Origin of the sequence: Hydrogenophaga aromaticivorans (assembly GCF_013387465.1) — a bacterium.
GTDB lineage: Bacteria > Pseudomonadota > Gammaproteobacteria > Burkholderiales > Burkholderiaceae_C > Hydrogenophaga > Hydrogenophaga aromaticivorans.
This window is the reverse complement of sequence record NZ_VYGV01000023.1, coordinates 13,444-35,630: the sequence shown is the minus strand read 5'-3', so window position 1 is coordinate 35,630 and position 22,187 is coordinate 13,444. Positions and strand designations below refer to the sequence as shown.

The 22,187-nt window shown below is 62.2% G+C and carries 20 protein-coding genes and 1 pseudogene; 3 read left to right on the top strand and 18 right to left on the bottom strand.

Annotation, left to right across the window (positions count from 1 at the left end; translation table 11 throughout):
• Nucleotides 1-75: 75 nt before the first annotated feature.
• The 15 genes from F3K02_RS21555 to F3K02_RS21485 all read right to left on the bottom strand — a co-directional run bounded on the left by F3K02_RS21555 (nucleotide 76) and on the right by F3K02_RS21485 (nucleotide 15,920).
• Nucleotides 76-780 (bottom strand): ABC transporter ATP-binding protein, encoded by a 705-nt coding sequence (locus tag F3K02_RS21555; RefSeq protein ID WP_343067130.1) that lies wholly within the window; start codon nucleotides 778-780, stop codon nucleotides 76-78.
• On the bottom strand, nucleotides 770-1,531 hold the full coding sequence (locus F3K02_RS21550; protein ID WP_177137708.1) for an ABC transporter ATP-binding protein: 762 nt from the start codon (nucleotides 1,529-1,531) through the stop codon (nucleotides 770-772). The genes F3K02_RS21555 and F3K02_RS21550 overlap by 11 nt, the downstream gene beginning before the upstream one ends.
• Nucleotides 1,528-2,559 carry a branched-chain amino acid ABC transporter permease gene (locus F3K02_RS21545; protein WP_177137706.1) on the bottom strand — a complete coding sequence of 344 codons (1,032 nt, stop codon included), beginning with the start codon at nucleotides 2,557-2,559 and terminating at the stop codon, nucleotides 1,528-1,530. The genes F3K02_RS21550 and F3K02_RS21545 overlap by 4 nt, the downstream gene beginning before the upstream one ends.
• Nucleotides 2,556-3,419, bottom strand: coding sequence for a branched-chain amino acid ABC transporter permease (locus F3K02_RS21540; RefSeq protein ID WP_177137704.1), 864 nt, complete (start codon nucleotides 3,417-3,419; stop codon nucleotides 2,556-2,558). Before F3K02_RS21540 ends, F3K02_RS21545 begins: the two co-directional genes overlap by 4 nt.
• Nucleotides 3,420-3,492: 73 nt before the next feature.
• Complete coding sequence (locus tag F3K02_RS21535) at nucleotides 3,493-4,689, bottom strand: ABC transporter substrate-binding protein (protein ID WP_177137701.1); 1,197 nt, start codon at nucleotides 4,687-4,689, stop codon at nucleotides 3,493-3,495.
• 314 nt (nucleotides 4,690-5,003) lie between these two features.
• A complete protein-coding gene (locus F3K02_RS21530) occupies nucleotides 5,004-6,467 on the bottom strand; it encodes a benzaldehyde dehydrogenase (protein ID WP_177137699.1) in 1,464 nt (487 codons plus the stop codon).
• Nucleotides 6,468-6,574: 107 nt separating this feature from the next.
• Nucleotides 6,575-8,311 carry a GMC family oxidoreductase gene (locus tag F3K02_RS21525; RefSeq protein WP_177137697.1) on the bottom strand — a complete coding sequence of 579 codons (1,737 nt, stop codon included), beginning with the start codon at nucleotides 8,309-8,311 and terminating at the stop codon, nucleotides 6,575-6,577.
• A gap of 100 nt (nucleotides 8,312-8,411) precedes the next feature.
• On the bottom strand, nucleotides 8,412-9,485 hold the full coding sequence (locus F3K02_RS21520; RefSeq protein WP_177137695.1) for a 2Fe-2S iron-sulfur cluster-binding protein: 1,074 nt from the start codon (nucleotides 9,483-9,485) through the stop codon (nucleotides 8,412-8,414).
• An 82-nt stretch (nucleotides 9,486-9,567) separates the two neighbouring features.
• Nucleotides 9,568-10,656: an alkane 1-monooxygenase gene (locus tag F3K02_RS21515; RefSeq protein WP_177137693.1), complete on the bottom strand. Its 1,089-nt coding sequence runs from the start codon at nucleotides 10,654-10,656 to the stop codon at nucleotides 9,568-9,570.
• A gap of 93 nt (nucleotides 10,657-10,749) precedes the next feature.
• On the bottom strand, nucleotides 10,750-11,793 hold the full coding sequence (gene dmpG / locus F3K02_RS21510; RefSeq protein ID WP_177137692.1) for a 4-hydroxy-2-oxovalerate aldolase: 1,044 nt from the start codon (nucleotides 11,791-11,793) through the stop codon (nucleotides 10,750-10,752).
• A gap of 17 nt (nucleotides 11,794-11,810) precedes the next feature.
• A complete protein-coding gene (gene bphJ, locus F3K02_RS21505; protein WP_177137689.1) occupies nucleotides 11,811-12,725 on the bottom strand; it encodes an acetaldehyde dehydrogenase BphJ in 915 nt (304 codons plus the stop codon).
• Nucleotides 12,726-12,745: 20 nt separating this feature from the next.
• The gene (gene dmpE, locus F3K02_RS21500; protein WP_177137687.1) at nucleotides 12,746-13,528 is read right to left on the bottom strand and encodes a 2-oxopent-4-enoate hydratase; all 783 of its coding nucleotides are present in this window, start codon (nucleotides 13,526-13,528) and stop codon (nucleotides 12,746-12,748) included.
• Nucleotides 13,529-13,703: 175 nt separating this feature from the next.
• Nucleotides 13,704-14,648, bottom strand: a complete 945-nt coding sequence (locus tag F3K02_RS21495; protein ID WP_177137685.1) for a catechol 2,3-dioxygenase — start codon at nucleotides 14,646-14,648, stop codon at nucleotides 13,704-13,706.
• Nucleotides 14,649-14,689: 41 nt separating this feature from the next.
• A complete protein-coding gene (locus F3K02_RS21490) occupies nucleotides 14,690-15,016 on the bottom strand; it encodes a 2Fe-2S iron-sulfur cluster-binding protein (RefSeq protein ID WP_177137801.1) in 327 nt (108 codons plus the stop codon).
• Between the two features lie 64 nt (nucleotides 15,017-15,080).
• Nucleotides 15,081-15,920: an alpha/beta fold hydrolase gene (locus F3K02_RS21485; RefSeq protein ID WP_177137683.1), complete on the bottom strand. Its 840-nt coding sequence runs from the start codon at nucleotides 15,918-15,920 to the stop codon at nucleotides 15,081-15,083.
• A 223-nt stretch (nucleotides 15,921-16,143) separates the two neighbouring features.
• Between F3K02_RS21485 and F3K02_RS21480 the strand changes: the two genes are divergently transcribed.
• Together F3K02_RS21480 and F3K02_RS21475 are read left to right on the top strand one after the other, a co-directional pair.
• Entirely contained in the window at nucleotides 16,144-16,851 is a 708-nt protein-coding gene (locus F3K02_RS21480; RefSeq protein WP_177137681.1) for a GntR family transcriptional regulator, read from the top strand.
• A gap of 40 nt (nucleotides 16,852-16,891) precedes the next feature.
• The gene (locus tag F3K02_RS21475) at nucleotides 16,892-18,124 is read left to right on the top strand and encodes an NAD(P)/FAD-dependent oxidoreductase (protein WP_177137679.1); all 1,233 of its coding nucleotides are present in this window, start codon (nucleotides 16,892-16,894) and stop codon (nucleotides 18,122-18,124) included.
• 69 nt (nucleotides 18,125-18,193) lie between these two features.
• On the opposite strand, the gene F3K02_RS21470 is transcribed toward F3K02_RS21475, so the two are convergent.
• Nucleotides 18,194-19,061 (bottom strand): IS5 family transposase gene (locus tag F3K02_RS21470; RefSeq protein WP_177137677.1). Its coding sequence is split into 2 segments (ribosomal slippage): nucleotides 18,194-18,641 and nucleotides 18,640-19,061, totalling 870 coding nucleotides; the frame shifts between segments, so codons are not numbered across the junction.
• A 65-nt stretch (nucleotides 19,062-19,126) separates the two neighbouring features.
• Between F3K02_RS21470 and F3K02_RS21465 the strand changes: the two are divergent.
• A pseudogene (locus F3K02_RS21465) lies at nucleotides 19,127-19,795 on the top strand (RNA-guided endonuclease InsQ/TnpB family protein); the annotation flags it as partial.
• A gap of 163 nt (nucleotides 19,796-19,958) precedes the next feature.
• On the opposite strand, the gene F3K02_RS21460 reads toward F3K02_RS21465, so the two are convergent.
• Together F3K02_RS21460 and tnpC are read right to left on the bottom strand one after the other, a co-directional pair.
• A complete protein-coding gene (locus tag F3K02_RS21460) occupies nucleotides 19,959-20,462 on the bottom strand; it encodes a hypothetical protein (protein ID WP_177137675.1) in 504 nt (167 codons plus the stop codon).
• A complete protein-coding gene (gene tnpC / locus F3K02_RS21455) occupies nucleotides 20,459-22,150 on the bottom strand; it encodes an IS66 family transposase (protein ID WP_177137673.1) in 1,692 nt (563 codons plus the stop codon). Before tnpC ends, F3K02_RS21460 begins: the two co-directional genes overlap by 4 nt.
• Nucleotides 22,151-22,187 lie beyond the last annotated feature (37 nt).

Below are 22,187 nucleotides of genomic sequence, written 5' to 3'. Positions count from 1 at the left end.
ATTTTCCTTTTGCAAGTGGGCGAGATGATGGTCTGAAATTTGGGGCAAGGTGGGTGTGGGTACAGAGACGGTGCATCACACCCCGAGGTAGTGGTTCAACAAGGCCTGGTCGGCGCGCAACGTGGCGCTCGGCCCCTGCGCGACCACGGTGCCGCGCGACATCACCGCAATCTCGTCGGCCACGTTGAACACGGTATCAAGGTTCTGGTCAACCACGATCAGCGCCATGCCGCTGCCGCGCAGCGAACGCAGCACCGACTGAATTTCGCGGACGATCAACGGGGCTAGTCCTTCAGTCGGTTCGTCAAGAATCAGCAAGCGCGGGTTGGTGAGCAGCGCACGGCCAATGGCCAGCATCTGCTGCTCGCCGCCGGACAAGGCGTCGCTGCGGTTGCGCCGGCGCTCGCCAAGGCGGGGAAAGACATCCAGCACACGCTCCAGCGTCCAGCCAGTCGCGCCGTTGGCGGGTGGCCGCGCCGCCAGCGTGAGGCTTTCCATCACGGTCAGGGACGGAAACACGCCGCGGTTCTCGGGCACATACGCGATGCCCAGACGCGCGATTTCGTGCGTAGCCCGCCCGGCCAGGGGCTGGCCATCGAACAGCACCCGACCGGCGGCCAGCGGCATCAAGCCCACCATGCTGCGCAGGGTGGTGGTCTTGCCCGCGCCGTTGCGGCCGATCAGGCCGAGAAAGGTGGACGCGTCGGCGCGCAGACTGACGCCGTGCAGTACTGGCGTCACACCGTAGGCAGCGGAAATATTCTGCAGCTCAATCAAGATGGCGCCCCTTGAAATAGATCTCCTGCACCCGCGCGCTGTCGCGAATTTGCGTCGGATTGCCCTGTTCGAATAACGCGCCCTGCTCGAACACGAACACGTGGTCGGTCAGGCCTTCGATCACCTTGAGGTCGTGCTCGATGATCACCAGGGTCAGCGCCCGGGGCAGGCTGGCGCGCAGCATGTCGACCACCGCATGGGTTTCCTCTTCGCTCATGCCGGCGGTGGGCTCATCCAGCAGCAACAGCCGCGGCTCGGTCGCCAGCGCCAGGGCAATCTCGAGTTGACGCAGCTCACCATACGACAGCGCCGTGGCCAGTGCCGCCGCCTTGGCGGCCAGGCCGACCCTCTCGACATAAGCCATGGCACGCTCGTCGAGGTGGCGGTCGCGCGTGCGCGGCGTCCAGAAATCAAAACTGCGCCGCAACTCGCGCGACTGCACCGCCAGCCGCACGTTCTCCAGCACACTGAATTCGGTGAACACACTGGTCTTCTGGAAGCTGCGGCCAATCCCGAGATGGCTGCGCCGCTCGGCCGACAGCGCCGTGATGTCGGCGCCGTCGAGGTGGATCGATCCCGAGGTAGCCGTCAGGGTGCCGGTCAGCAGGTTCAGCAGCGTGGTCTTGCCCGCGCCGTTCGGGCCGAGCACGCCGTAGCGCTGGCCGGGCAGCAGTTGCAGGTCGACGTTGCGCAAGGCCAGGAAGCGGCCATAGGCCAGCGTCAGACCGCGGGTCTCCAGTACCGGTGCCGTCATGCCTCACCCCCCTCTTTCGTCAGCGTCGGGACGGCCTCGGCGCCAGGCCGGCGCAGGTCCGGTCGGCGCCAGCGGCGCCAGCGGCGCCAGGCGTTGGCCAATAGCGGCACCAGCCCGTTGGGTGCATAGAGCACCATCAACACAAAAATCATGCCCAGCACCAGGCGCCAATGGTCGGTCAGCGCGCCCAGATAATGAAACAACGCAAGGAACAACGCGGCCCCGACCAGCGGGCCGTACAGGCTGCCGATACCGCCCAGAATCACCATCAGGATGACTTCGCCGGAGGTGGTCCAGAACAGCAGCGCCGGGTCCACCAGACTGAACAGGCTCGCGTGCAAGGATCCGGCCACCGCAGCCACCGAACCGGCCATCACGAAGCCGATCAACTGAAAGCGCCGCACCGGGTAGCCGAGCGCCCGCATGCGCATGGGGTTCTGGCGGATGCCGGAAAAAACCGCGCCCAGCGGGGAAGCGTCCAGGCGCTTGAGGCCCAGCAACAGCGCGATCAGCAGCAGCAGCGCGACGTAGTAAAAGGTGATGCCGTTGTCCAGCGACAACCAGTCAGGCACACCATCCCCCGCCCACAGCGAAGGACGCGGGATCGATGAAATGCCGTTGATGCCACCCGACCAGGCTTGCGTCGACAACACCAGCACATAGAACAACTGGCAGAAGGCGATCGTGATCATGACAAAGCCGACGCCCCCCAGCCGCAGCACCATCGCCCCCACGAGCAGCGACACCATGACGCCCACCAGCAGCGCCACCGCAAGCAACACAAACAGGTTCTCGGCCACATGACGCAACATGAAGGCGGCCAGGTAGGCACCGAGACCCAGAAACAGGCCGTGGCCAAAACTGATCAAACCGAGGCGACCGATCAGGATGTTCAGGCTCAACGCGAACATGCCGGTGACCAGGATCTCGATCGCGAACTCGGTCTGCGTGCCGCGCGTGAAATGCGGCAGCGCGACGGCGATGAGCAGCAGCGCCAGGAGCGGCCAGTACTTGTACTTGTTATTCATCGGGCCACACTCCCCATGATGCCTTGCGGCCGAATCAGCAACACCGCCACCAGGATCAGATAGATCACCGCAGTGGAGAACTCGGCGGCAAAGACCTGACCGACCACGGTTGCCGCACCGATCAGCAGGCTCGCGATCAGCGCGCCGGCCAGCGAGCCCATGCCGCCGACCACCACCACCACCAGCGCGGAAATCAGGATCTCGCTGCCCATGCCGGGATAAGCGTTGAAAATCGGCACCGCCAGCACGCCAGCCAGCCCGGCCAAGGCCGCACCCACGGCAAATACGCCGCCGAAGAGCCGGCGTACATTGATGCCAAGGGCCTCGGCCATTTCACGGTCGTCAACACCCGCGCGCACCATGGCACCCAGCCGGGTGCGACCAAACGTCAGCAGCAACGCCACGATGACCAGCACGCCGACCGCCACCACGAAGACCCGGTAAATCGGCAGCGAGACACCAGCCAGCGTCACCGACTCGGCCAGCCCGGGCGGCAGCGGCAGCGTCTGGATCGGGGCCCCCCAAACGATGCGTACCAGTTCGTCAAAACAAAACACCAGCCCGAGCGTCAGCAGCACCTGCGGGTACATGCCACGCCCGTAGGTGCGCGAGAGCAAGGTGCGCTCGACCAGCACGCCCACCACCGCCGTGAGCAAGGGGGCCAGCAGCACGGCCAGGTAGAAGTTGCCAAGGCCCTGTGCAATCGTGATGCCGAAATAGGCCCCCACCATGTAGAGCGCCCCATGCGCGAGGTTGACAACGTGCATCAGGCCGAAAATGAGCGACAGGCCAGACGAGATGAGAAATAGCAATACACCCATTTGCAAGGCGTTGAGAATCTGTTCGATGATGATCTGCATGGTGGTGGCAAGTGTTGGGGCAAGCCGCGCACGCCAGTAAAGCCGTAGCGCGGAGGGGAATAGCTGATCGACCTTACAGCGCGCAGCCCTCGCCCTTGTCAGTCACCTGCTCATAAGTTTTGAGGATTTTGTGGCCCAGCGCACCGTCAGCGCGCTTGATGACTTCACCGATATAGATGTTCTGCACCACGTTGCCGGTCCTGGGGTCGATGCGGAAATAGCCGCGCGGGCTGTCCACCTGGATGCTGGTCAAGGTCTTGCGCACCTTGGCCTTGTCGCTCAGATCACCCTTGAGCGCCTCCACGGTGGCCAGCATCAGCTTGGCCGTGTCGTAACCCTGCACGTGCATGACATGCGCGACCTTGTTGTATTTCTTCTGGAAACGGGCCTGGAAGGCGCGGTTGCGCGGCGTGTCAAGGCTGGCCATGTAATGGCCACTGACCAGCACGCCAAGCGCCGCGTCGCCCATCGCGGGGAAAAACAGTTCATCGGCCATGTAAACCGGACCCATGAGCTTGAGCTTGGGCCCACGCACGCCGGCCTGGGTCACCTGTGTGATGAATCGCGGCGCGGCACTGCCGGCCAGGAAGGACCACACCATGTCAACCTCGGCCTGCTTGGCGCGGATACTGGTGATGATAGGCGCGAAGTCAGCCGTGCCCAGGGCCGGCCACTCCTCCTGCGGCGCCTTGCCACCCTTTTCCATGAAGCCCTGGCGGAACGCACCCGCCTGCTCCCGGCCGGAATCGTAGTTGGCACTGACCGTCAGCGCCGACTTGCCGATGTTTTCAGCCGCGTACTGACCCATCGAGTGATTGACCTGCCAGTTCGAGAACGAGGTGCGCACGATGTACGGGCTGCAGTTCTTGCCGGTGATCTCGTTATTGCCGGCATTGGCCACCAGCAAAAAAGTCTTGGACCGGTGCACCTCGTCGCGGATGGCCGCCACCACGTGCGAAGCAATCGGCCCGACGATGAAATCAACGTTGTCGTCCTTGGTGTAACGGCGCACCATTTGCAGCGAGACCTTGGGATCTTCCTTGCTATCCTCCTTGAGAACCACGATCTTCCTGCCCGCAACCTGCCCACCAGCCTCCTCGATGGCCAGGTCAAAACCCTCCTTGATGGCCTCGCCGTACGCGGCAAAAACCTGCGAAAAAGGTAGCAAAAGGCCCACCTTCAGGTCTTTGCCTTGGGCGCTAGCGGGCGCGCAAACCGCGAACGACAAAGTCATCGCAGTTGCCAAAACGGTATTCTTGAATACTTTCATGTTATCTCCTTTTGTTGTTACCGGGCGGGTTTGAATCAACCCCGATCTCATCTGAACTTGAGCAAAAAAAACAAACAGGCTAGCTTGTTTAACTGCCGCCAAACTCAAAAGCCAGCTTGGAAAAAAATCAACCTTTTCTTTCTCAAATGAACCATTGAGAAATTCTATTTTTATTTTTTTAATTTCATATTATCGATAACCCTAGCTTTTATCGATATTTATGGAAACCATGCTTTGATCACAGCCATCGAACGACAAACCGTTTGATGGCTGTGCATGACAAGCTTTGCTGTGATCAAAAACCGAACGACGAATCAGAACGGATACTGCGCCGCTTTCTCGCTCACACTTACCCACTGGGCCTGCGTGAATTCGTCGATGCTGGCGGGGCCGCCAAACCGGCCACCGCTGCCCGACGCCCCCATGCCGCCAAACGGCACCTGGGGTTCGCAGTTGACCGGCTGGTCGTTGATGTGCACCATGCCCGATTTCAGTTGCGAGGCCATGCGCAAGGCGCGGGCAGTTGACTTGGAATGAATCGCTGCGGCCAGCCCGTACTCGCTGCTGTTGGCCAGGGCGACCGCTTCCTCGTCGGTGTCAAAGACCGTGATCGGCGCCACCGGTCCGAAAATCTCTTCGGCAAAGGCGGGCATGTCCACAGCCACGTTCGACAACACAGTGGGCTGGTAGAAACGCCCTTCGTGCGTGCCGCCGGCGAGCAAGGTGGCGCCGGCCGCGATCGACTCGGTCACGATGCGGTGCACGCGTTCGGTCTGGCGGTCATTGATCAGCGGACCCAGGTGCGCCGGGCCAGCATGGGGGTCGCCCACATACAGCTTCTTCGCGCGCTCGACCAACTTGGCGGCATAGGCGTCGGCGACGCTGCGGTGCACCAGATGGCGGCCCGCCGCCATGCAAATTTGCCCCTGGTGCAAAAAACCACCCCAGGCGGCGCAACTGCTGGCGCCGTCGAGGTCAGCGTCATCGAGCACGATCATGGCGTTGTTCCCGCCCAGCTCAAGCGCCACCTTCTTCAGCGCACGCCCGCAGAATTCGCCGATCTGGCGACCGACCGCCGTGGAGCCGGTGAAGGAGACCATGTTCACGCAGGGATGGCGCACCACGGCGTCGCCGGTGGCAGGACCGCCCGGCAAGACCTGCAGCACGCCCGGCGGCAGGCCGACATCCTCGAACAGGCGGGCAATCAGTGCGCCGCCCGTCACGGCGCTTTGCAGGTCCGGCTTGAGCAACACGGCGTTGCCCAGCGCCAAGGCTGGCGCCACCGAGCGCATCGCCAGGAACAGGGGGAAATTCCATGGCGCGATCACGCCCACCACACCGAGCGGGACGCGCTGCCACAAATTGGTTCGTCCCGGCACGCTGGACGGAAACATCATGCCGTTGGGCAAGCCGGCCAAGGCCGCGGCCTGCTGCATCTGCTCATGGGTGATGCCCACCTCCCACTCCCCCTTGGGCACGATGGAGCCGCACTCGCGCACGTTCCACTGGGTGAACTCGGCAGCGCGCTCCTTGAGCAGCCGCGCCGCTTCGCGCACGATGGCGGCGCGCTGGTCAAACGGTGTGGCGGCCCACGCCTTTTGGGCTGCCTGGGCGGAGCGTGCCGCCGCATCCACGTCCTCTGGCGACGCCACGCCGACTTCGCCGAGCGCCGCACCGGTGGCTGCTTCGAGCACAGGGGCGACGCCGCCTCGGGCGGCAACCCAGCTGCCGGTGAAAATCTTGCCGCTCCAGCGTTCTGTTTTAACGGGTGTGTTCATGTCTTGTGTCTCCTGGTTATGAAGAAATAGTTAACGCTGCTTCAATGCAGCGCTTTCACGGATGCACTTCATAGGGCTATCTTTTTGAAGTGCGATGGCGACCCTTGTCAGGCTGCCTTGAGAATTTCGCCCATGCGCTCGCCGATGATGACGCAGGGCATCATGGTGTTGCCTCCGGTGATCTCGGGCATGATGGAACCGTCAGCTACACGCAACCCGTCGATGCCGCGCACGCGCAACTGTGCATCGACGACCGCAAGTTCATCGCGCCCCATGCGACAGGTACCCACCTCGTGGTAATACGTGCTGGCCGCATTGCGCACGAAGTTTTCCAGGGACTTGCCCTTCATCGGACCAGGCATGATTTCGCGCTTGACAAACTCGCGCATTTCGAGAGAGTTTCCGATCTCGCGGCTCAACTCGACAGCCCGGACAAGGGCTTTCAGGTCGGCGGGGTCCTGCAGAAAATTCGCCTCGATGCGCACGCCATCCTTCGGGCTGGCACCGCGCACCGTGAGCCGGCCCCGACTCTTCGGCTTGACCAGGCCGGGGGCGATGCTCCAGGCGGCCGGTGGCACCTTGAACTGCTTGCCGGTGACTTCGTTGGCGAACGGAATTTCGACCTGGATCGGCTGCATATCGGGACTCGCAAGCCTGGAATCGCTCTTCCAGAAAAGCGTACATTCCGCCGCGTTGTTGCGCGGGGGTCTCGCTTTGGGATACTCCCAGATGCAGCCTGCCACCAGCACATGGTCCTGGAAGTTGCGCCCGACACCCGGCAGATGATGGGCCACATGGATGCCTGCCGCCTTGAGTTCTTTTTCGTCACCAATGCCCGAATGCATCAAGATGCGCGGGCTGTTGATGGCGCCCGCACAAAGGATGACTTCCTTGCTTGCCCCTATCTTCTGGGTCTTGCCACGCCAGGTCATCTCGATGCCTGTGACACGCTTGCCCGATAGGTTCAACCGCCCCACCTCGGCGCCAGTCAGAACCGTCAGATTGGCTTGCGCCATCACCGGGTGAAGATAAACCTTGGCCACACTATGGCGCCGGCCGTCCTTGATGGTGTGCTGTGCCAGCCCGCAACCACCGGGCCCCTCCATCATGGCACCGTTGATGTCGTCAAAGCTGGGAATCCCAACGCTCTTGGCCGCCCTGACCATCGCCGGGGCGACGGGGTTCGGGTCATTGGCGATCTGCGAATGGAACAGCCCACCACGACCACGGCGCTGCGCGTCGGCCGGGCCCTGGAAGTCTTCGATTCTTCGGTAGATGTCCAGCACATGCTCGTAGCCCCACATGGCGTCACCGGATTCCCGGGCCCAGCCGTCGTAATCGCTCTTGTGACCACGCACATAAATCGAGCCATTGATCGAACTGCCACCACCAATGACCTTGCCCATCGGCAGAATCAGCGCCCTGCCGTTCACGGCCTTGGAAGGCTCGGCCGTGAATCCCCAGTCAAGGGGCGATCGAATGTTGCTGAACCAGATGCCGGGGTTGTTGACGCTGTCAACGTCGTCGCTGCCACCGGCTTCGATGAGCAGGACTTTGGCCGCCGGATTCTCTGCCAGCCGCCGCGCCACCACGCAACCAGAAGATCCTGCTCCGACGACGATGTAGTCGTAGCTTGCCTGCAAGGCGTTCGCGAGCGCTTCCTGGTTGGCCTGCACCGCCACCGCCTGCTGGGCCATGGCGTCAGCCGTCGCGAACGAGAAGCCGGCGCTGACAAGCACACCCAGAAAGCCGCGCCGGTCGAGCCGACCACGCATTGCGGCCCATTCGGCGGCGTCGATGGCGTCACCTTGGCGAAACGTGGATTGATGGTTGTCGTTTTTCATTGTGTCTCCTTATTGGTGAAGGTAAAGGTTTTCATAGGACGATTGAGCCGTGATTTAGAAAATGGGTGGGACTGCGTCGTGCGCTCAATGGGCTCCACTTTCAGGCAGTGCCAGTACCAGAACTGATTGCCCCCGGCTTGCTGCGGTCGAAGAACCGGTCGGCGAACACGGCATCGGACGGCACGCCGGCGCGCAGTGCAATCGACTCGGCTGCGTCCACCATGGGCGGTGGTCCGCAGAGATAGATCTGCGACTGCGCCAGCTCCGGCAGCCCGAGCAGCTTGTCGGCCACCAGGCCGCGCTGACCCGTCCAATCGCTCTGCGCATCCTCAGTCGAGAGCACAGGAATATAGTCAAACGGTGCTGGCCAACTGGCGGCCAGTTCAGCGATGGCATGACGGCAGTACAGATCTCTTTGCTCGCGCCCGCCGTAGAGCAAAGTGACCGGTCGAACGCACTGGTCAAGCAAGGCCTTCTCGAGCATGCACTTGATCGGTGCCAAGCCGCTGCCGCCGGCGACGCAGACGATCGGGCCGTCCGCCTGACGCAGGCGAAATTGCCCCAGCGGCCCGCGCAGGGTAAGCGCAAAGCCCACCCGGTCACCCTCGAAGAGCCAGGTCGTGAAGGCACCACCCGGCACCCGGCGAACATGAAAACAAGGACGATCCGTACTGCCTTGCTCAGGCGCTTCAGCGAAGGAATAGCTGCGCGCACCGTCGATGCCATCGATACGAAGATCGGCGTACTGGCCCGGGATGAACGTGAGCGGCCGATTCAATTGCAGACGCAGCTCGACAATGTCGTGCGACAACGGGGTCACCGAAGCGACCTTGCCCTCGAACAAGCTGGGCGGCGGCCCGACCTCGCTGACCAAACCTGCCAGGTGGATGCGCAGACTGGTGACCGGAATCGACTGGCAACCCAGGCGCCAGCCGTCCCGGAAGTCTTCCCCGCTCAGGCAGACCGCCGCCGAGTTGAGCTCACTGAGCTTGCCGTCGAGCAATTTGAAGCGGCAGGTGCCACAGGTGCCGACCTTGCAGTCGCAGGGGAAACCAATACCGGCATCCTGCGCGGCCTCGAGCAGCGTCTTGCCGCGTGGAACCTCAAACTTCAGGCCGTGCGAGGCCAGCTCGACCACAGGCACTTCACGCTTGCCGAATAACTTCTTTAACATCAAAACTTCCAGTGGATGAGCTCAAGCAAAACAACGGTGGCAGCGGAAAGACCGTGCCTGCATATCGATCATGGGGAGTCGTTCAGACCCAGCCCGCGCGCCGATTGGCCTCTTCGGCCAGCTTGCGCTCTGCCTCGCTGGCGAACTGGCGGTCCCACTGCGCCAGACGCGGCTTGGCGATCATGGAAAACCACAGGGGCGGGAACAGGATGCCACTGAGAAAACAGACAAAAAGCGAGGGCATCTGCGGCGCTTCGGGTTCCGGTTTCAAGGCGTAGAACGGGGTGTGTCCATCGAGGTGGTGATTGATGTGATTGGTAATCTCCACGCCAATCGGTCGTGCAATGGCGCCCATATGGTTCCAGGCATGTTGTATCCCGATCGGCGCGCCCGGCATGCGCTGCAGTCCGTAATGCTGAAAATAATTGAAAGCCTCGACCAGGGCCTTGGCGATCAGCATCGAGGCCACGGCCACGCCAGCTGCCATGCTGCCCGCAAAGTAGCCACAAAGGGCAGGAACCAAGGCCAGCAACACGACTTCCTGGTAGGTGCGATTGCGCCAGTTCCATGGCGACAAACCAAGCCGGCGCAAGCGTTGCGCTTCGCCTTTGATCGCCTCTGAATAAGCACCGTAGCTGGCACGGAAAATGAAGGTGTAGATGAGTTCACCGCGATAGGCCGTGTCCGAGTCCGCCGGTGTGTCCAGATCCAGGTGATGCCCTTTGACGTGCGCGATGTCGCGGTTCGGATCGCCGTAAAAAGTACTCACGAGTTGCGCCACGCGGCGCGGGAACCAGTGCCGCCGGTGCATCAGCTCATGCGCTACCGGCAGGTTGGGCACGGCACTGAGCCATGCCAGGGTGGCGATGCTGCCGCCTATGGACCAGGCCGCATCGGGGCCGTTCAGTGGATTTGAACCATTGGCGACGGACATCACGAATAGCACCCACACCGCAATGATAAAAAGGCAGTGGGCATAAAGCGCCCCGTCGACCAGCCACGGCATGCTGATCCGGCGAACCGCGAGGTCGCGTGGCAGCAGCAAATCCAGAATAAATAGCACTGGGAAGGTCGCAAGACCCAGCCATATCCAGGGTCCGCCGAGCGCAAAGCCCAACACACCTGCAAATGTTGTCGTTGGAACAATAAGCCAATACCGTAAAGTGTCCATGAGTTTGTCTCCTTTAATTTTAGAAATTACGCAGTGTGTTGAGGCGACATATCGTCAGGGACGCAATAAGCCATCTGACTGCGGTGTCGAGTTTCATGCGGCTACCGTGCTGCTGTTATTACGCTCACGCGCCATCGTCATGGCCGTGTCTTCAATCATGTCTTCCTGCCCGCCGACCATGCCGCGGCGGCCCATTTCGACCAGGATGTCGCGGGCGCTGACGCCGTATTTCTTCTCGGCGCGTTTGGCAAACAGCAGGAACGAGCCATAGACACCGGCGTAGCCCAGCGTCAAAGCGTCGCGGTCGATGCGGATCGGGAAGTCCATGATCGGCACCACCAGGTCTTCGGCCACGTCCTGAATCTTGTACACGTCGACCCCGGTGGCGATTCCCATCAGGTCCAGCACCGACACCAGCACTTCCATCGGTGTGTTGCCAGCGCCGGCACCTAGCCCGGCCGCCGCCGCATCAATGCGGTTGGCACCAACTTCAATCGCGGCCAGCGAGTTGGCCACGCCCATGGCCAGGTTGTGGTGGCCGTGAAAGCCCAGTTCGGTCTCGGGTTTGAGCGCTTGGCGCACGGCCGTGAGCTTTTCTTTCACATCCTTGGGCAGCATGTGACCGGCGGAATCCGTCACATAAATGCAGTTGGCGCCATAACCCTGCATCAGCAGCGCCTGGCTGACCAACTTCTCGGCGCTGGCCATGTGCGCCATCATCAAAAAGCCCACGGTGTCCAGGCCCAAGGCACGCGATTTGGTGATGTGCTGCTCGGAGACGTCGGCTTCGGTGCAGTGGGTGGCGACGCGGATGGTGCTCACGCCCAAGTCTTTGGCCATCAGCAGGTGGTCGACGGTGCCGATGCCGGGCAGCAGTAGCGCCGACACCTTGGCCTGCTTCATCAGCGGGATCACCGCGCCCAGGTATTCTTCGTCAGTGTGCGCCGGAAAGCCGTAGTTGACGGAGGAGCCGCCCAGGCCGTCGCCGTGGGTGACTTCGATCAGCGGGATGCCAGCCTCGTCCAGGCCGCAGGCGATGCTTTTCATCTGGTCCAGCGTCATCAAATGGCGCTTGGGGTGCATGCCGTCGCGCAGGGTCATGTCGTGCAGGGTGATTTTTCTAAGTTGCGAGTTCATGGTGTTCTCCTGGGGGTTCAAGCCTGCGTGGCTTTGAGCGTGAGGCGGCCAGCGATGATTTCCTCGGCAAACATTTCTGCGGTGCGGGCCGCAGCGGCGGTCATGATGTCGAGGTTGCCGGCGTACTTGGGCAGGTAGTCGCCCAGGCCTTCGACTTCGAGGAAGACGGAGACGCGCTTGCCGTCAAACACCGGGCCGTTGACCAGCTTGTAGCCGGGCACGTATTTCTGCACTTCCTTGATCATGGCGTGGATGGATTCGGTGATCCTGGCCTGGTCGGGTTCGGTCTCAGTCAGGCAATGCACGGTGTCGCGCATGATCAGCGGCGGCTCGGCCGGGTTGAGGATGATGATGGCCTTGCCTTTTTTGGCGCCGCCGACTTTTTCCACGGCGCTGGCGGTGGTGCGGGTGAATTCGTCGATGTTCTTGCGCGTGCCGGGTCCGGCCGATTTGCTGGACACGGTGGCGACGATTTCGCCGTAAGCGACGGGCTGCACGCGGCTGACAGCTGCGACCATGGGGATGGTGGCCTGGCCGCCGCAGGTGACCATGTTGACGTTCATCTCGCCCTTGCCGACATGTTCCTTGAGGTTGACCGGCGGCACACAAAATGGGCCAATGGCGGCGGGTGTCAGATCGATCATGAGGGCGCCCTGGGCGTTGACCTTGCGGCTGTTGTCGGCGTGCACGTAGGCGCTGGTGGCGTCGAAGACGATTTGCACGCCGTCGGCCTTCATGTGGGGAATCAGGCCATCAACACCGTCAGCGGTGGTCTTGATGCCCATCTCGCGGGCACGCTTCAAGCCGTCGGATTCGGGGTCGATGCCGACCATCCAGACGGGTTCGAGCACCGCGCTGCGCTGCAGCTTGGCCAGCAGGTCGGTGCCGATGTTGCCGGGGCCGATCAGGGCGCATTTGATTTTTTTCGTCATGTTCGAAATTTCCAGGAAAGTCAGTGAAAGCGCACCGAGCAGCCGCCGATGCCGCCGATGGTGACGCGGAAGTGGTCGCCCGCTTTGGCCGGGAACATGGCGGCCAGCGCGCCGGAGAGGATCACTTCGCCGGCCTTGAGGCCGATGCCCAGGCGGCCCAGGGTGTTGGCCAGCCAGGCCACGGCATTGACCGGTGAACCCAGGGCGGCGGCGCCGGCGCCGGTGGCGATGATCTCGCCGTTTTTCTCCAGCACCATGCCGCAGGTCATCAGGTCGACCTTGCGCGGGTCCATGGCGGTGCTGCCGAGCACGAACATGCCGCAGGAGGCGTTGTCGGCCACGGTGTCCTGGATCTTGATCTTCCAGTCGCGGATGCGCGAGTCGACGATCTCGAAGCAGGGCATGACGAAGTCGGTGGCGGCCAGCACGTCGGCGTTGGTGACACCGGGGCCCATCAGGTCTTTTTTCAGGACAAAGGCGATTTCGCCCTCGGCCTTGGGCTGGATCAGGGAGGACATGGCGATGCTGCCACCGTCGCTGACGATCATGCCGTCGAGCATGTAGCCAAAGTCGGGCTGGTAGACGCCCAGCATGTTCATCACGGCCGCGCTGGTGACGCCGATTTTCTTGCCGACGATGCGCTCGCCGGCCTGCAGGCGGCGCGAGATCATGCGCTGCTGGACGTGGTAGGCGTGCTCGATGGTGATGTCGGGGTGGCGGCTGGTCAGCGGCTCGACCACGGTGCGCGCGCACAGGGCGCTGTAGAGCTCGTCGCCCAGGGTTTCGATCAGTTCAGGGGTCATGTCGGTTCGGATTTTCCAGAGATGGGGGGCTGGTTCATATTTTTGACGGCACGCTGTCAGGGAGGTCACGCCAAGTCAATGGCAGCGCGGTCCGAACCGCCGACTGCACGATTGCTGATGCAGCCGCGCAGTCGATCGATGCCGCGCCGGACAACGATAGGTGCTACGCCAGGCTTCAGGTATAGACTTCGGTAAACGATCCAGGCAGCACCCCGGTGTGATAGAAAATGCCCCGGGCCGCTTCATCTTCGGTCCAGGTCGTCACGGGGCGGTCAGGCTGAGCCTGGTAACCAAGACCTGCAAAGGTCTCGTTGCGGTTGCCACTGGGGTCGAAGAAGTAAATGGTCTCGCCGCGCGTGATGCCGTGACGGGTGGGCGCCACATCAATGCGTACCTTGTTCTTCGCCATTACATCGCCGGCCTTCAAGATGTCGTGCCAGGAATCCAGGAAGAATGACACATGGTGCAAGCCTGGCGTCGGCCCACCGACAAACGCGATGTCGTGCGGCTTGCTGGAACATGAGACAAACGATGCCAACTGGAACGCGCCGCCTGGACCCACGGTGATCTGTTCGGTCTGGAAAAAATCCAGCACGTCAAGAAAGAACTTGGTGTTCTCGGCTACCTTGTTGACTCCCGCGGCGGGATCGAAGGGGCACATGAGCAGCACATGGTCCAGCCAGTGCGCACCGGCACCCTTGATGTTGTCGGGCCACGGATCGGGATTGATCGAGCCGACTTCGGTGCCTACGCACTCCTTCATCGCATACAAGCGCATTTCGTGGCCGCTGGGCAGGTTGAACTGGAGCATGCGCCCGGTGGCGGGCAGCGTGCCTTCGGGCAAGTCCGTCGTGGCGATGCCGTAGGCTTCAATCTTGGCTTTCAAACTGTCGAGGTCAGCATCCTGCTTGACTTTGTAGGCCACATGGTTCATGCCGGCCTGGTCGGATGGGGTGAGAATCACGGAAAATTTATCCCACTCGTCCCAGCACTTGAGGTACACGTTGCCCTGCTTGTCCTCCATGGTTTTCTTCATGCCCAGCACGTTTTCATAGTGCTTGACGGCGGCTGCCATATCCATCACCCGCAGGCTGGCATGGCCGATTCGCATAATTCCCATTGCATATCTCCTTTTATTGACTGGTTTAGAACGCCAACACTTCAGGATGAAGCGCCAACAACACTTGCAAGGGTGAAGGCCTTGGTCATCTTGCCCACCACCTCGACCGCCACATCTTCAAGGGGCGCCACACGGCAGGCCAGACACACCCCTTTTGCTTCTTCTTCGACTGACACGTGGGCGCGACTCATCGCCCCAACCTTGCGCACCCGGCCAGAGCGAATGCTGATCTTGCAAACGCCGCAACCACCATTGACACAGCCGACCGGAATGCCCCGCTTGCCCAATCGGGTCATGCCCTCAAGCAGCGTTTCAACCTCGCTGCAAAGGTAAGTTTCCCCGGTCTGCTCCACATGAATCGACCGCATGCAGGGATTGGTGCCGCTTGGGGCATGACTGGTCGGCGTAGTGACGATCTTTTGCATCACGACCTCAGACGGCGTCGGCCTCAGCCAAAAAATTTCCCACCTGCTGGGCAAAGCGCGCCGCATGCTCGATCTGCGTCCAATGTCCGCAGCGGCCAAACACATGCAGTTGCGAGCGCAGGATGAGCTGCGAAAGATGAATCGAATTCGACAGCGGCAGCACCTGGTCTTCCCGTCCGTGAATGATCAAGGTCTCGTGCGGCAAGGCCCGAATGTCTTCGTCCTGGCTCGCCAGCGACGCCACCCAGCGCTGCCGCGGCGCCGGGAACATAGCCGCGTACGACTCCTGAAAACCCGGACGAATACTGGCCTCGTAGCGCAACTGCGCGAGTTCGTCCGTGACCAGGTTGCGGTCATACGCAAACATGTCCATCACCTTGCGCATGTTCTCGAACGACGGGGTGTAGCCCCAGATCGCATCCAGCGCGGGGGTGATGTCGAAGTGGACACCGGCCGCCCCCATCAATACCAGGCGACGCACACGCTCTGGATGGCGGATGGCCAGGGCCAGCGACAGCGCGCCACCGAAGGAGTTGCCCACCAGATCGACCTGCTCCAGATCGAGCGCATCCATCAGGCCGACGGCCTGCGTCACCCAGGCGTCCATCGTGTACGCCATGCCCTCGGGACGCTCGGTAAAGCCAAAGCCCACCATATCCGGCGCAATGACGCGACGCGACCTGGCGAGCACCGGCATCACCAGCCGCCAGTTCGCATAGGCACTGACCCCCGGACCCGAGCCATGGATCATGAGCACCGGGAAGCCTTGCCCCTGGTCGTGGTAATTGGTGCGCAGCCCGGCAGCCAAAATGCTTTTGCCGATCTCGGGGGATTGTTGTGGGGTCATCGTATCTCCATGAAAAGTTCTCCGGCTTGCAGGAAACGGCTGCATTTGTAGCGCATTGAATATTTGTCGAGATTATTCATTAATATGACTATGTTTGCATACTAGTGAAAACCCCAATCATTATCGAGAATCCAAGACGTTAAGCTTCAAACCACGCTACTCGACGTCTTTACAGCCTCTTGCTCGCCAAGTTTTCGTTCACAGATAGCCCTTGCACACAACCATGTCTCTTGACTTTCCCGATCTTTTGGCCGACACAGACATCGGGGATCAACCCCGAACCCTCATTGAGACGGCCTACCGTCAATTGCGGCGGGACATCATCGACGGCCTGCATCCTGCCGGGCAGAAATTGCGCGTCGAACATCTGAAATTCCAGTACCAGGTGAGCGCCGGAACGCTGAGGGAGGCGCTGGCGCTGCTGGTGTCTGACTCCCTGGTCGTGTCGCAGGGGCAACGCGGCTTTCACGTGGCGCCCATGTCTCTAGCGGACCTTGAAGACCTGACTCGCGTGCGGGTGCTGCTGGAATGCGAGGCGGTCGAGGAGAGCATCCGCCTGGGCCGGGACAGCTGGGAAGCCGATCTGGTCAGCGCCTTTCACAAGCTCTCGCTTGCCGAGGAACGCTTGCACACCGATGCCGCCGGCACCTTTGACGAATGGGAGGCGCGCAATCGTCAGTTCCACGAAGCACTGGTTGGCGCATGCAGGTCGGTTTGGCTGCGCAAACTCCGCGCGCAGCTCTATCAACAGTCTGAACGGTATCGGCGACTTTCGGCGCTGAAGGGGCCGCCGCCGGTTGAGGTGCATGAAGAGCATCGCAATATCTTCAACGCCGTCATGGCGCGCGACGCCGCCAAGGCAAAAGCCTTTCTGTCCGCTCACATCCATCGAGCCCTGACGGTGATCAGAACGGCCGGTTTTCTCAAGTAATCATCGATTTTCAAACTCGGCTCGAAAGGAGCCCGACAACATGAACAACAATTCGGCCTTGGCCCCGGTGGTCGTCCTGGGCGGTGGCCTGGCCAGTGTTTCCTTTGCCGGCGGCTTGCGGTCTGCCGGTTTTCAAGGCGCCATCACCGTCGTTGCCGACGAACTCGAACCTGCCTACGACCGCCCGCCCTTGTCAAAAGATTTTCTGCGTGACGGCACCACCGAGAAAATTCGCCTTGATCTGAGCCGCTCGCCTGACGTCGAATGGCTGCGCGGCGTGGCGGCGCAGCGGGTGGATACCCACGCACGTGAAGTCCACCTGGCCGATGGCCGCTGCCTGAAATATGGCACGCTGGTGTTCGCCACCGGTGCATCACCACGCGTCCTGCCAGCGCTGCAGGGCGCACCGATGCCCATCCTGACATTGCGTACGCTGGGTGACGCGCAGCGCATCCGTGACGGCCTGGTACCCGGCGCCAGGCTACTGGTGATCGGCGGTGGAGTGATCGGGCTCGAACTGGCCGCCACGGCGCGCACCCTCGGTGTCGCCGTCACTTTGGTCGAGTTTCTACCCCGATTGATGAGCCGCGGCGCATCGGCAACGCTGGCCTCATTCGTTTCGCGGCATCATGCCGAACAGGGTGTCGACTTGCGGTTCGGGCGATCCGTCACGGGCTTCAGCCGCTCCCAAATCGTTTTGGATGATGGCAGCCAGATCGATGCCGACTTGGTCGTGGTCGGCATCGGCGTCACTGCAAACGACGCGCTGGCACGTGCCGCGGACATCGCCTGCGATGACGGCATATTTGTTGACGGGCGAGGCCGCACCACGTGTCCGAACGTCTACGCCATCGGTGACGTCACGCGCCAGCGCAACCCGGTGAGCGGCCGTTTCGAGCGTATCGAGACCTGGTCCAATGCGCAAAACCAGGGCTTGGCCGTCGCACGCGCTTTGCTTGACCCGACAGCGCCGCCTTACGGCGATCTACCCTGGTACTGGTCCGAGCAGTATGCCTTGCGCATTCAGGTTGCCGGCCTCACCAACGGGGACGATGAAATCGTGCGGGGCGACATGGCAACCGGTGACAAATTTTCACTGATCCACCTCTCCCGAGGCCAGGTCGTCGGCGCCAGTTGCGTCAACAACGTACGTGACTTCACGGCGCTCAAGCGCCTAATCACCAACGGCGCCCAGCCCGACCGCGCAGCGCTGGCGGACCCTGGTATTGACTTGCGCAACCTGATCGCCCGCACAGCCTCGCAACCGGCGTGATCTCAGGCGCGGCAGGCGGCTGAGGTCGGCGGATCCGTGCGCCCTGATGCCTCTCATCGGACTTAGAACTTATCCGTAAATTATGTTTGTCGCGAGCTTCACTTTGCGGAACGCGATGATGGCGGCGGCGATGTGGTTGAGTGCGACGAAACTGCGTTCGAGTTTTTCATACCGCACGAGCAGCTTGCGAAAGCGATTGAGCCAGCTGTGGCAAACCTCGACCACCCAGCGCCGAGCCTTCCTGGTCGGGTCGCGCCGCTTGGCATCGGCCTCCTTGCTGCGATCAACGACGTGGGGGATGTAGCCGTGGCCCTCGATGATCCTCAAGGCCGGCCGCCCTCGGTAACCGGCATCGGCGCACAGGTGCTTGCTGCGCCGCGTGCTTGGTGTCTTGCGCTTGACCATGATGGCCTGCAAAACGACATCGAGTTGCGTGACGTCATGCGCATTCGCTCCTGTCACGACGAGCGACAACGGGACGCCACGCCCGTCCACCAGCAGGTGGCGCTTGCTCCCCTTTTTTTCCCCGATCGGTCGGGTTGCGCCCGACCGCCTCTTGCGCCAACGGGGCCTTGTACATGGCCCCGTCAATGCTCTGCCATCGCCAGGCGATACCCTCCATCTGGTCGTACTCGGCAAGCCCGGCCTTCCACAGGGCCTCGAACACGCCCGCAGCCTCCCACTCCAGGAAGCGCTTGTGCACCGCACTTGCACTGCCAAAGCGCTCCTTGGGCAGCGCCTTCCATTGGCAGCCCGTGCGTAGAACGTACATGACCGCCTCGAACACTTGTCGCGCTGGCTTGGGCGGGCGTCCCGCTCCAGCCTTGCGCACATACGCCTTGTCCGTGCTGCGCTCTCGCACCGGTATCAACGGTTCGACCCGGAGCCAGAATTCATCACTCACCTCCCACGATTCGACCCGCCTGCGTGTGACCATGCATTCGCCCCTCGCCGCGTGAAGTACGGCTCAGGGCGATAGTTTACTATTTACGGATAAGTTCTAAGGATGGCACAAACTTCTCTCGCGACAGCCGGGGCAACTGGTTCCTGAACGTCGTGATTGATGTTGCGGCTGATGCTCAGGGCGTTCCAGCGGCCAGAGCACCTGTCAAGAGTGTCGGCATTGACCTCGGTCTCAAGAGTTTTGCTGCACTCTCCACCGGTGAGTCCATCGAAAACCCGAGGCCCTTTCACCAGCTTGAAGAACGGCTGGGCAACGCCCAGCGTGCCAGGAAGAAGCGACAGGCCACCAAGATCCACGCCCGGGTGGTGAATGCACGCAGAGATTTTCTGCACAAGCTCTCGAACCGGCTCGTGCGTGAGTTCGACTACATCGCGGTGGGCAACGTGTCGGCCGCCAAACTCGCCAGGACCAGCATGGCGAAAAGCGTCTCGGACGCAAGCTGGTCGTCCTTTCGTTCGATGCTCGCGTACAAGGCCCTTAGGCATGGCGCGTGGTACGAGGAAGTGAACGAGTCGCTCAGCTCCCAAGTCTGTTCGAGTTGTGGCGCACTGCCCGATTCGAGGCCGAGAGGTATCGCAGACCTTGGAATAAGGCAGTGGGTTTGCAGTGGTTGTGGTGTTTCGCATGATCGGGATACCAACGCAGCCCTGAACATCCTTGCCCGGCACGGACATGTGTCGCCTGTAGAGGGAATCCCCGTCCTTTAGGGCGGGGAGGATGTCAAGCCCGATGGCCCTGTCATTGGGCTTTGTTTTGTGCCTAGGTGGTTGAACCACAAGCTGTGGCGGCGTGATAATACTGGTCATTTAACCAGTACCATGTTTGCATCGTGAGCGTCCAGTCAACCCATCTTGACCGGCCGCACCCGGTTCATTTGGACTGCAGCTGTGCACCGATGTAGGCCACGCACTCCACGAGGTTGAGGCAGGCCAGCAGCAGGTACTTCTCGGCGTCGGTTCGCACGTGCAGCAGGTCGTGCTGGCCAAGGTGGCCGTATACGAACGCCAGGAGGTAGCGCTCGGGGTGGTCGACACAGAACTTCGTGATCATCTGCCCGACGAGATCTGGCGGCACGCCCTCGGAGAACTTCAACGTCGCTGTCAGCCGCTGCAAGCAGGTTTCCTGGACGTCTTCAGAGATCGTTGGCAAGGCGTGCCCGCAGTGCTTCATGGCCTGGAAGGCGACGAGCAGGACGTGGATCGGCTCCTCAAGCAGCTGCATGTCGACCCCGTAGCGAGGCAACACGAGGATGGAGGCCAGCAGATTCGGCTGCTGGACGTAGATTTCGTCAGTCAGCTGAACCTTCTGTTGCGCGCTCATGCGGTTGACGTCGATGTTCGCCTGGACCATCACGGCCTGCGTAAGCAAGGTCATGGTGCCGCCTCGGATGCCGCTTGCCATCTGTGCGGCAGCAAGTCCTCGATCTGGCTGCTGCGCTGCGTCGGCAGGCGCGCCAGCACGTCGCGCAGGTATGCCCATGGATCGTGTCCATTGAGCCGTGCCGACTGCACCAGGCTCATCACCATGGCCGTGCGTTGGCCAGCGAGTTCGCTGCCGGCGAACAACCATGCCCGGCGCCCCATTGCCCAAGGCTTGATCTGCCGCTCCAGGTGGTTGTTGTCGATCGCGACTGCGCCGTCATCGAGGTAGTGCGTCAGCGCGCTCCAGTGGCCGAGCGTGTAGTCGATGGCGCCCGCCACGGAGCTGCCGCCCGCGACCAGCCGTCGTTCGAGTTCGAGCCATTGTTTGAGCTTGGCCCACAGCGGCTTGGCGAGTTGCTGGCGCTGCGACATGCGCTCGCCGTCGCTCATGCCCTTGAGTTCGGCCTCGACCGCATAGATCCGCGCATAGCGACGGATCGCCTCGTCGCCGATCGGGCTCGTGCCGGTGCGAGTCAGCTCCTCGAACTTACGGCGTGCATGCGCGACGCAAGCCGCGCTGATGCGATCTGCATGGATGCGCGGGTCCAGCACGCTGTCGTAGCCTGTGTAGCGGTCCGTCAGCAGCGTTCCGGACCAGCGCCCTCGGCCCCGTCGCACATCGCCCGCGAGGAAGGCCTTCGGGTACTGCGCGCCACGGCCCCGGCAGAACTCATAGACCACGCCGGGCACGGGGTCGTGCCAGCTCCTCGCGTAGGCCCAGACGTAGGCCTTGCGCGTCTTGCCGGCACCGGGGTCGAGCAGCGCCACGGGCGTCTCGTCGGCATGCAGAACCCGGCAAGCGAGGACGAAGGCCTTGTGCACCTCGTAGAGCGGCTCCAGCGCCGCACCCGCCTGGCCTGCCCATGCCGCCAGCGTGGAACGCGGTGTGTGGACGCCGCTGCGGGCGTTGATCGCCTCTTGCCGGTAGTACGGCAGGTGGTCAACGCAGCGGCTGATGAGCGTGTGCGCGATGAGGCCGCTAGCGGCCATGCCGCCCTCGATCAGTTCCGGGTTGGACGGCGCCTGCTTGAGGATCTGGCAGCAGCGGCAGGCCCACTTGCCGTAGATGTGGCGATGGACGAAGAACTCGGCCGGCACAATGTCGAGTCGCTCGCTCATGTCCTCGCCGATGCGTGTCATCGGTCGACCGCAGTTAGACGCGGGGCAGTTGGTGCTCTCGGGCTCATGACGGTGTTCGACGCGACGCAGGTGTTCAGGCAATTGCTGACGGCGTGGTCGCCGCGGCGCGGCCTTCGGCTTGGCGTCGACAGTGGTCTCAGCGGCTTCGCGTCGCAGTTGTTCCAGCTGCGCACGCAGGCTCGCCTCGTCCTCGGCGATCGTCTCCTCGAACAGGCGTCGCTGCTCGGTGTTCATCGCCTCGGAGCTGGCGCCGAACTTCCAGCGCTTCAGGCGAGCCAACTCGAAGGTGATCTTCTCGATCTTGGCATCGCGCCAGGCGATGTCGCGGTCCTTGCGCTGCAGGAGATCCCTGGCTTGGTCCAGCTCGCGGTCGCGATCGACAAGCGCCTGCTCACGCAGGGCGAGTTGCTGTTCGGCATGCTGCCAACGGGCAACCCAGGCCGCCGCTTCGGGCGGGAGTGCCTGCAGGTTGAGCGGGGGAAGATCGTGCGTGCCGAGCATGACGGCATGGTGCCAGGACGCCGTATGCAGCGCATCG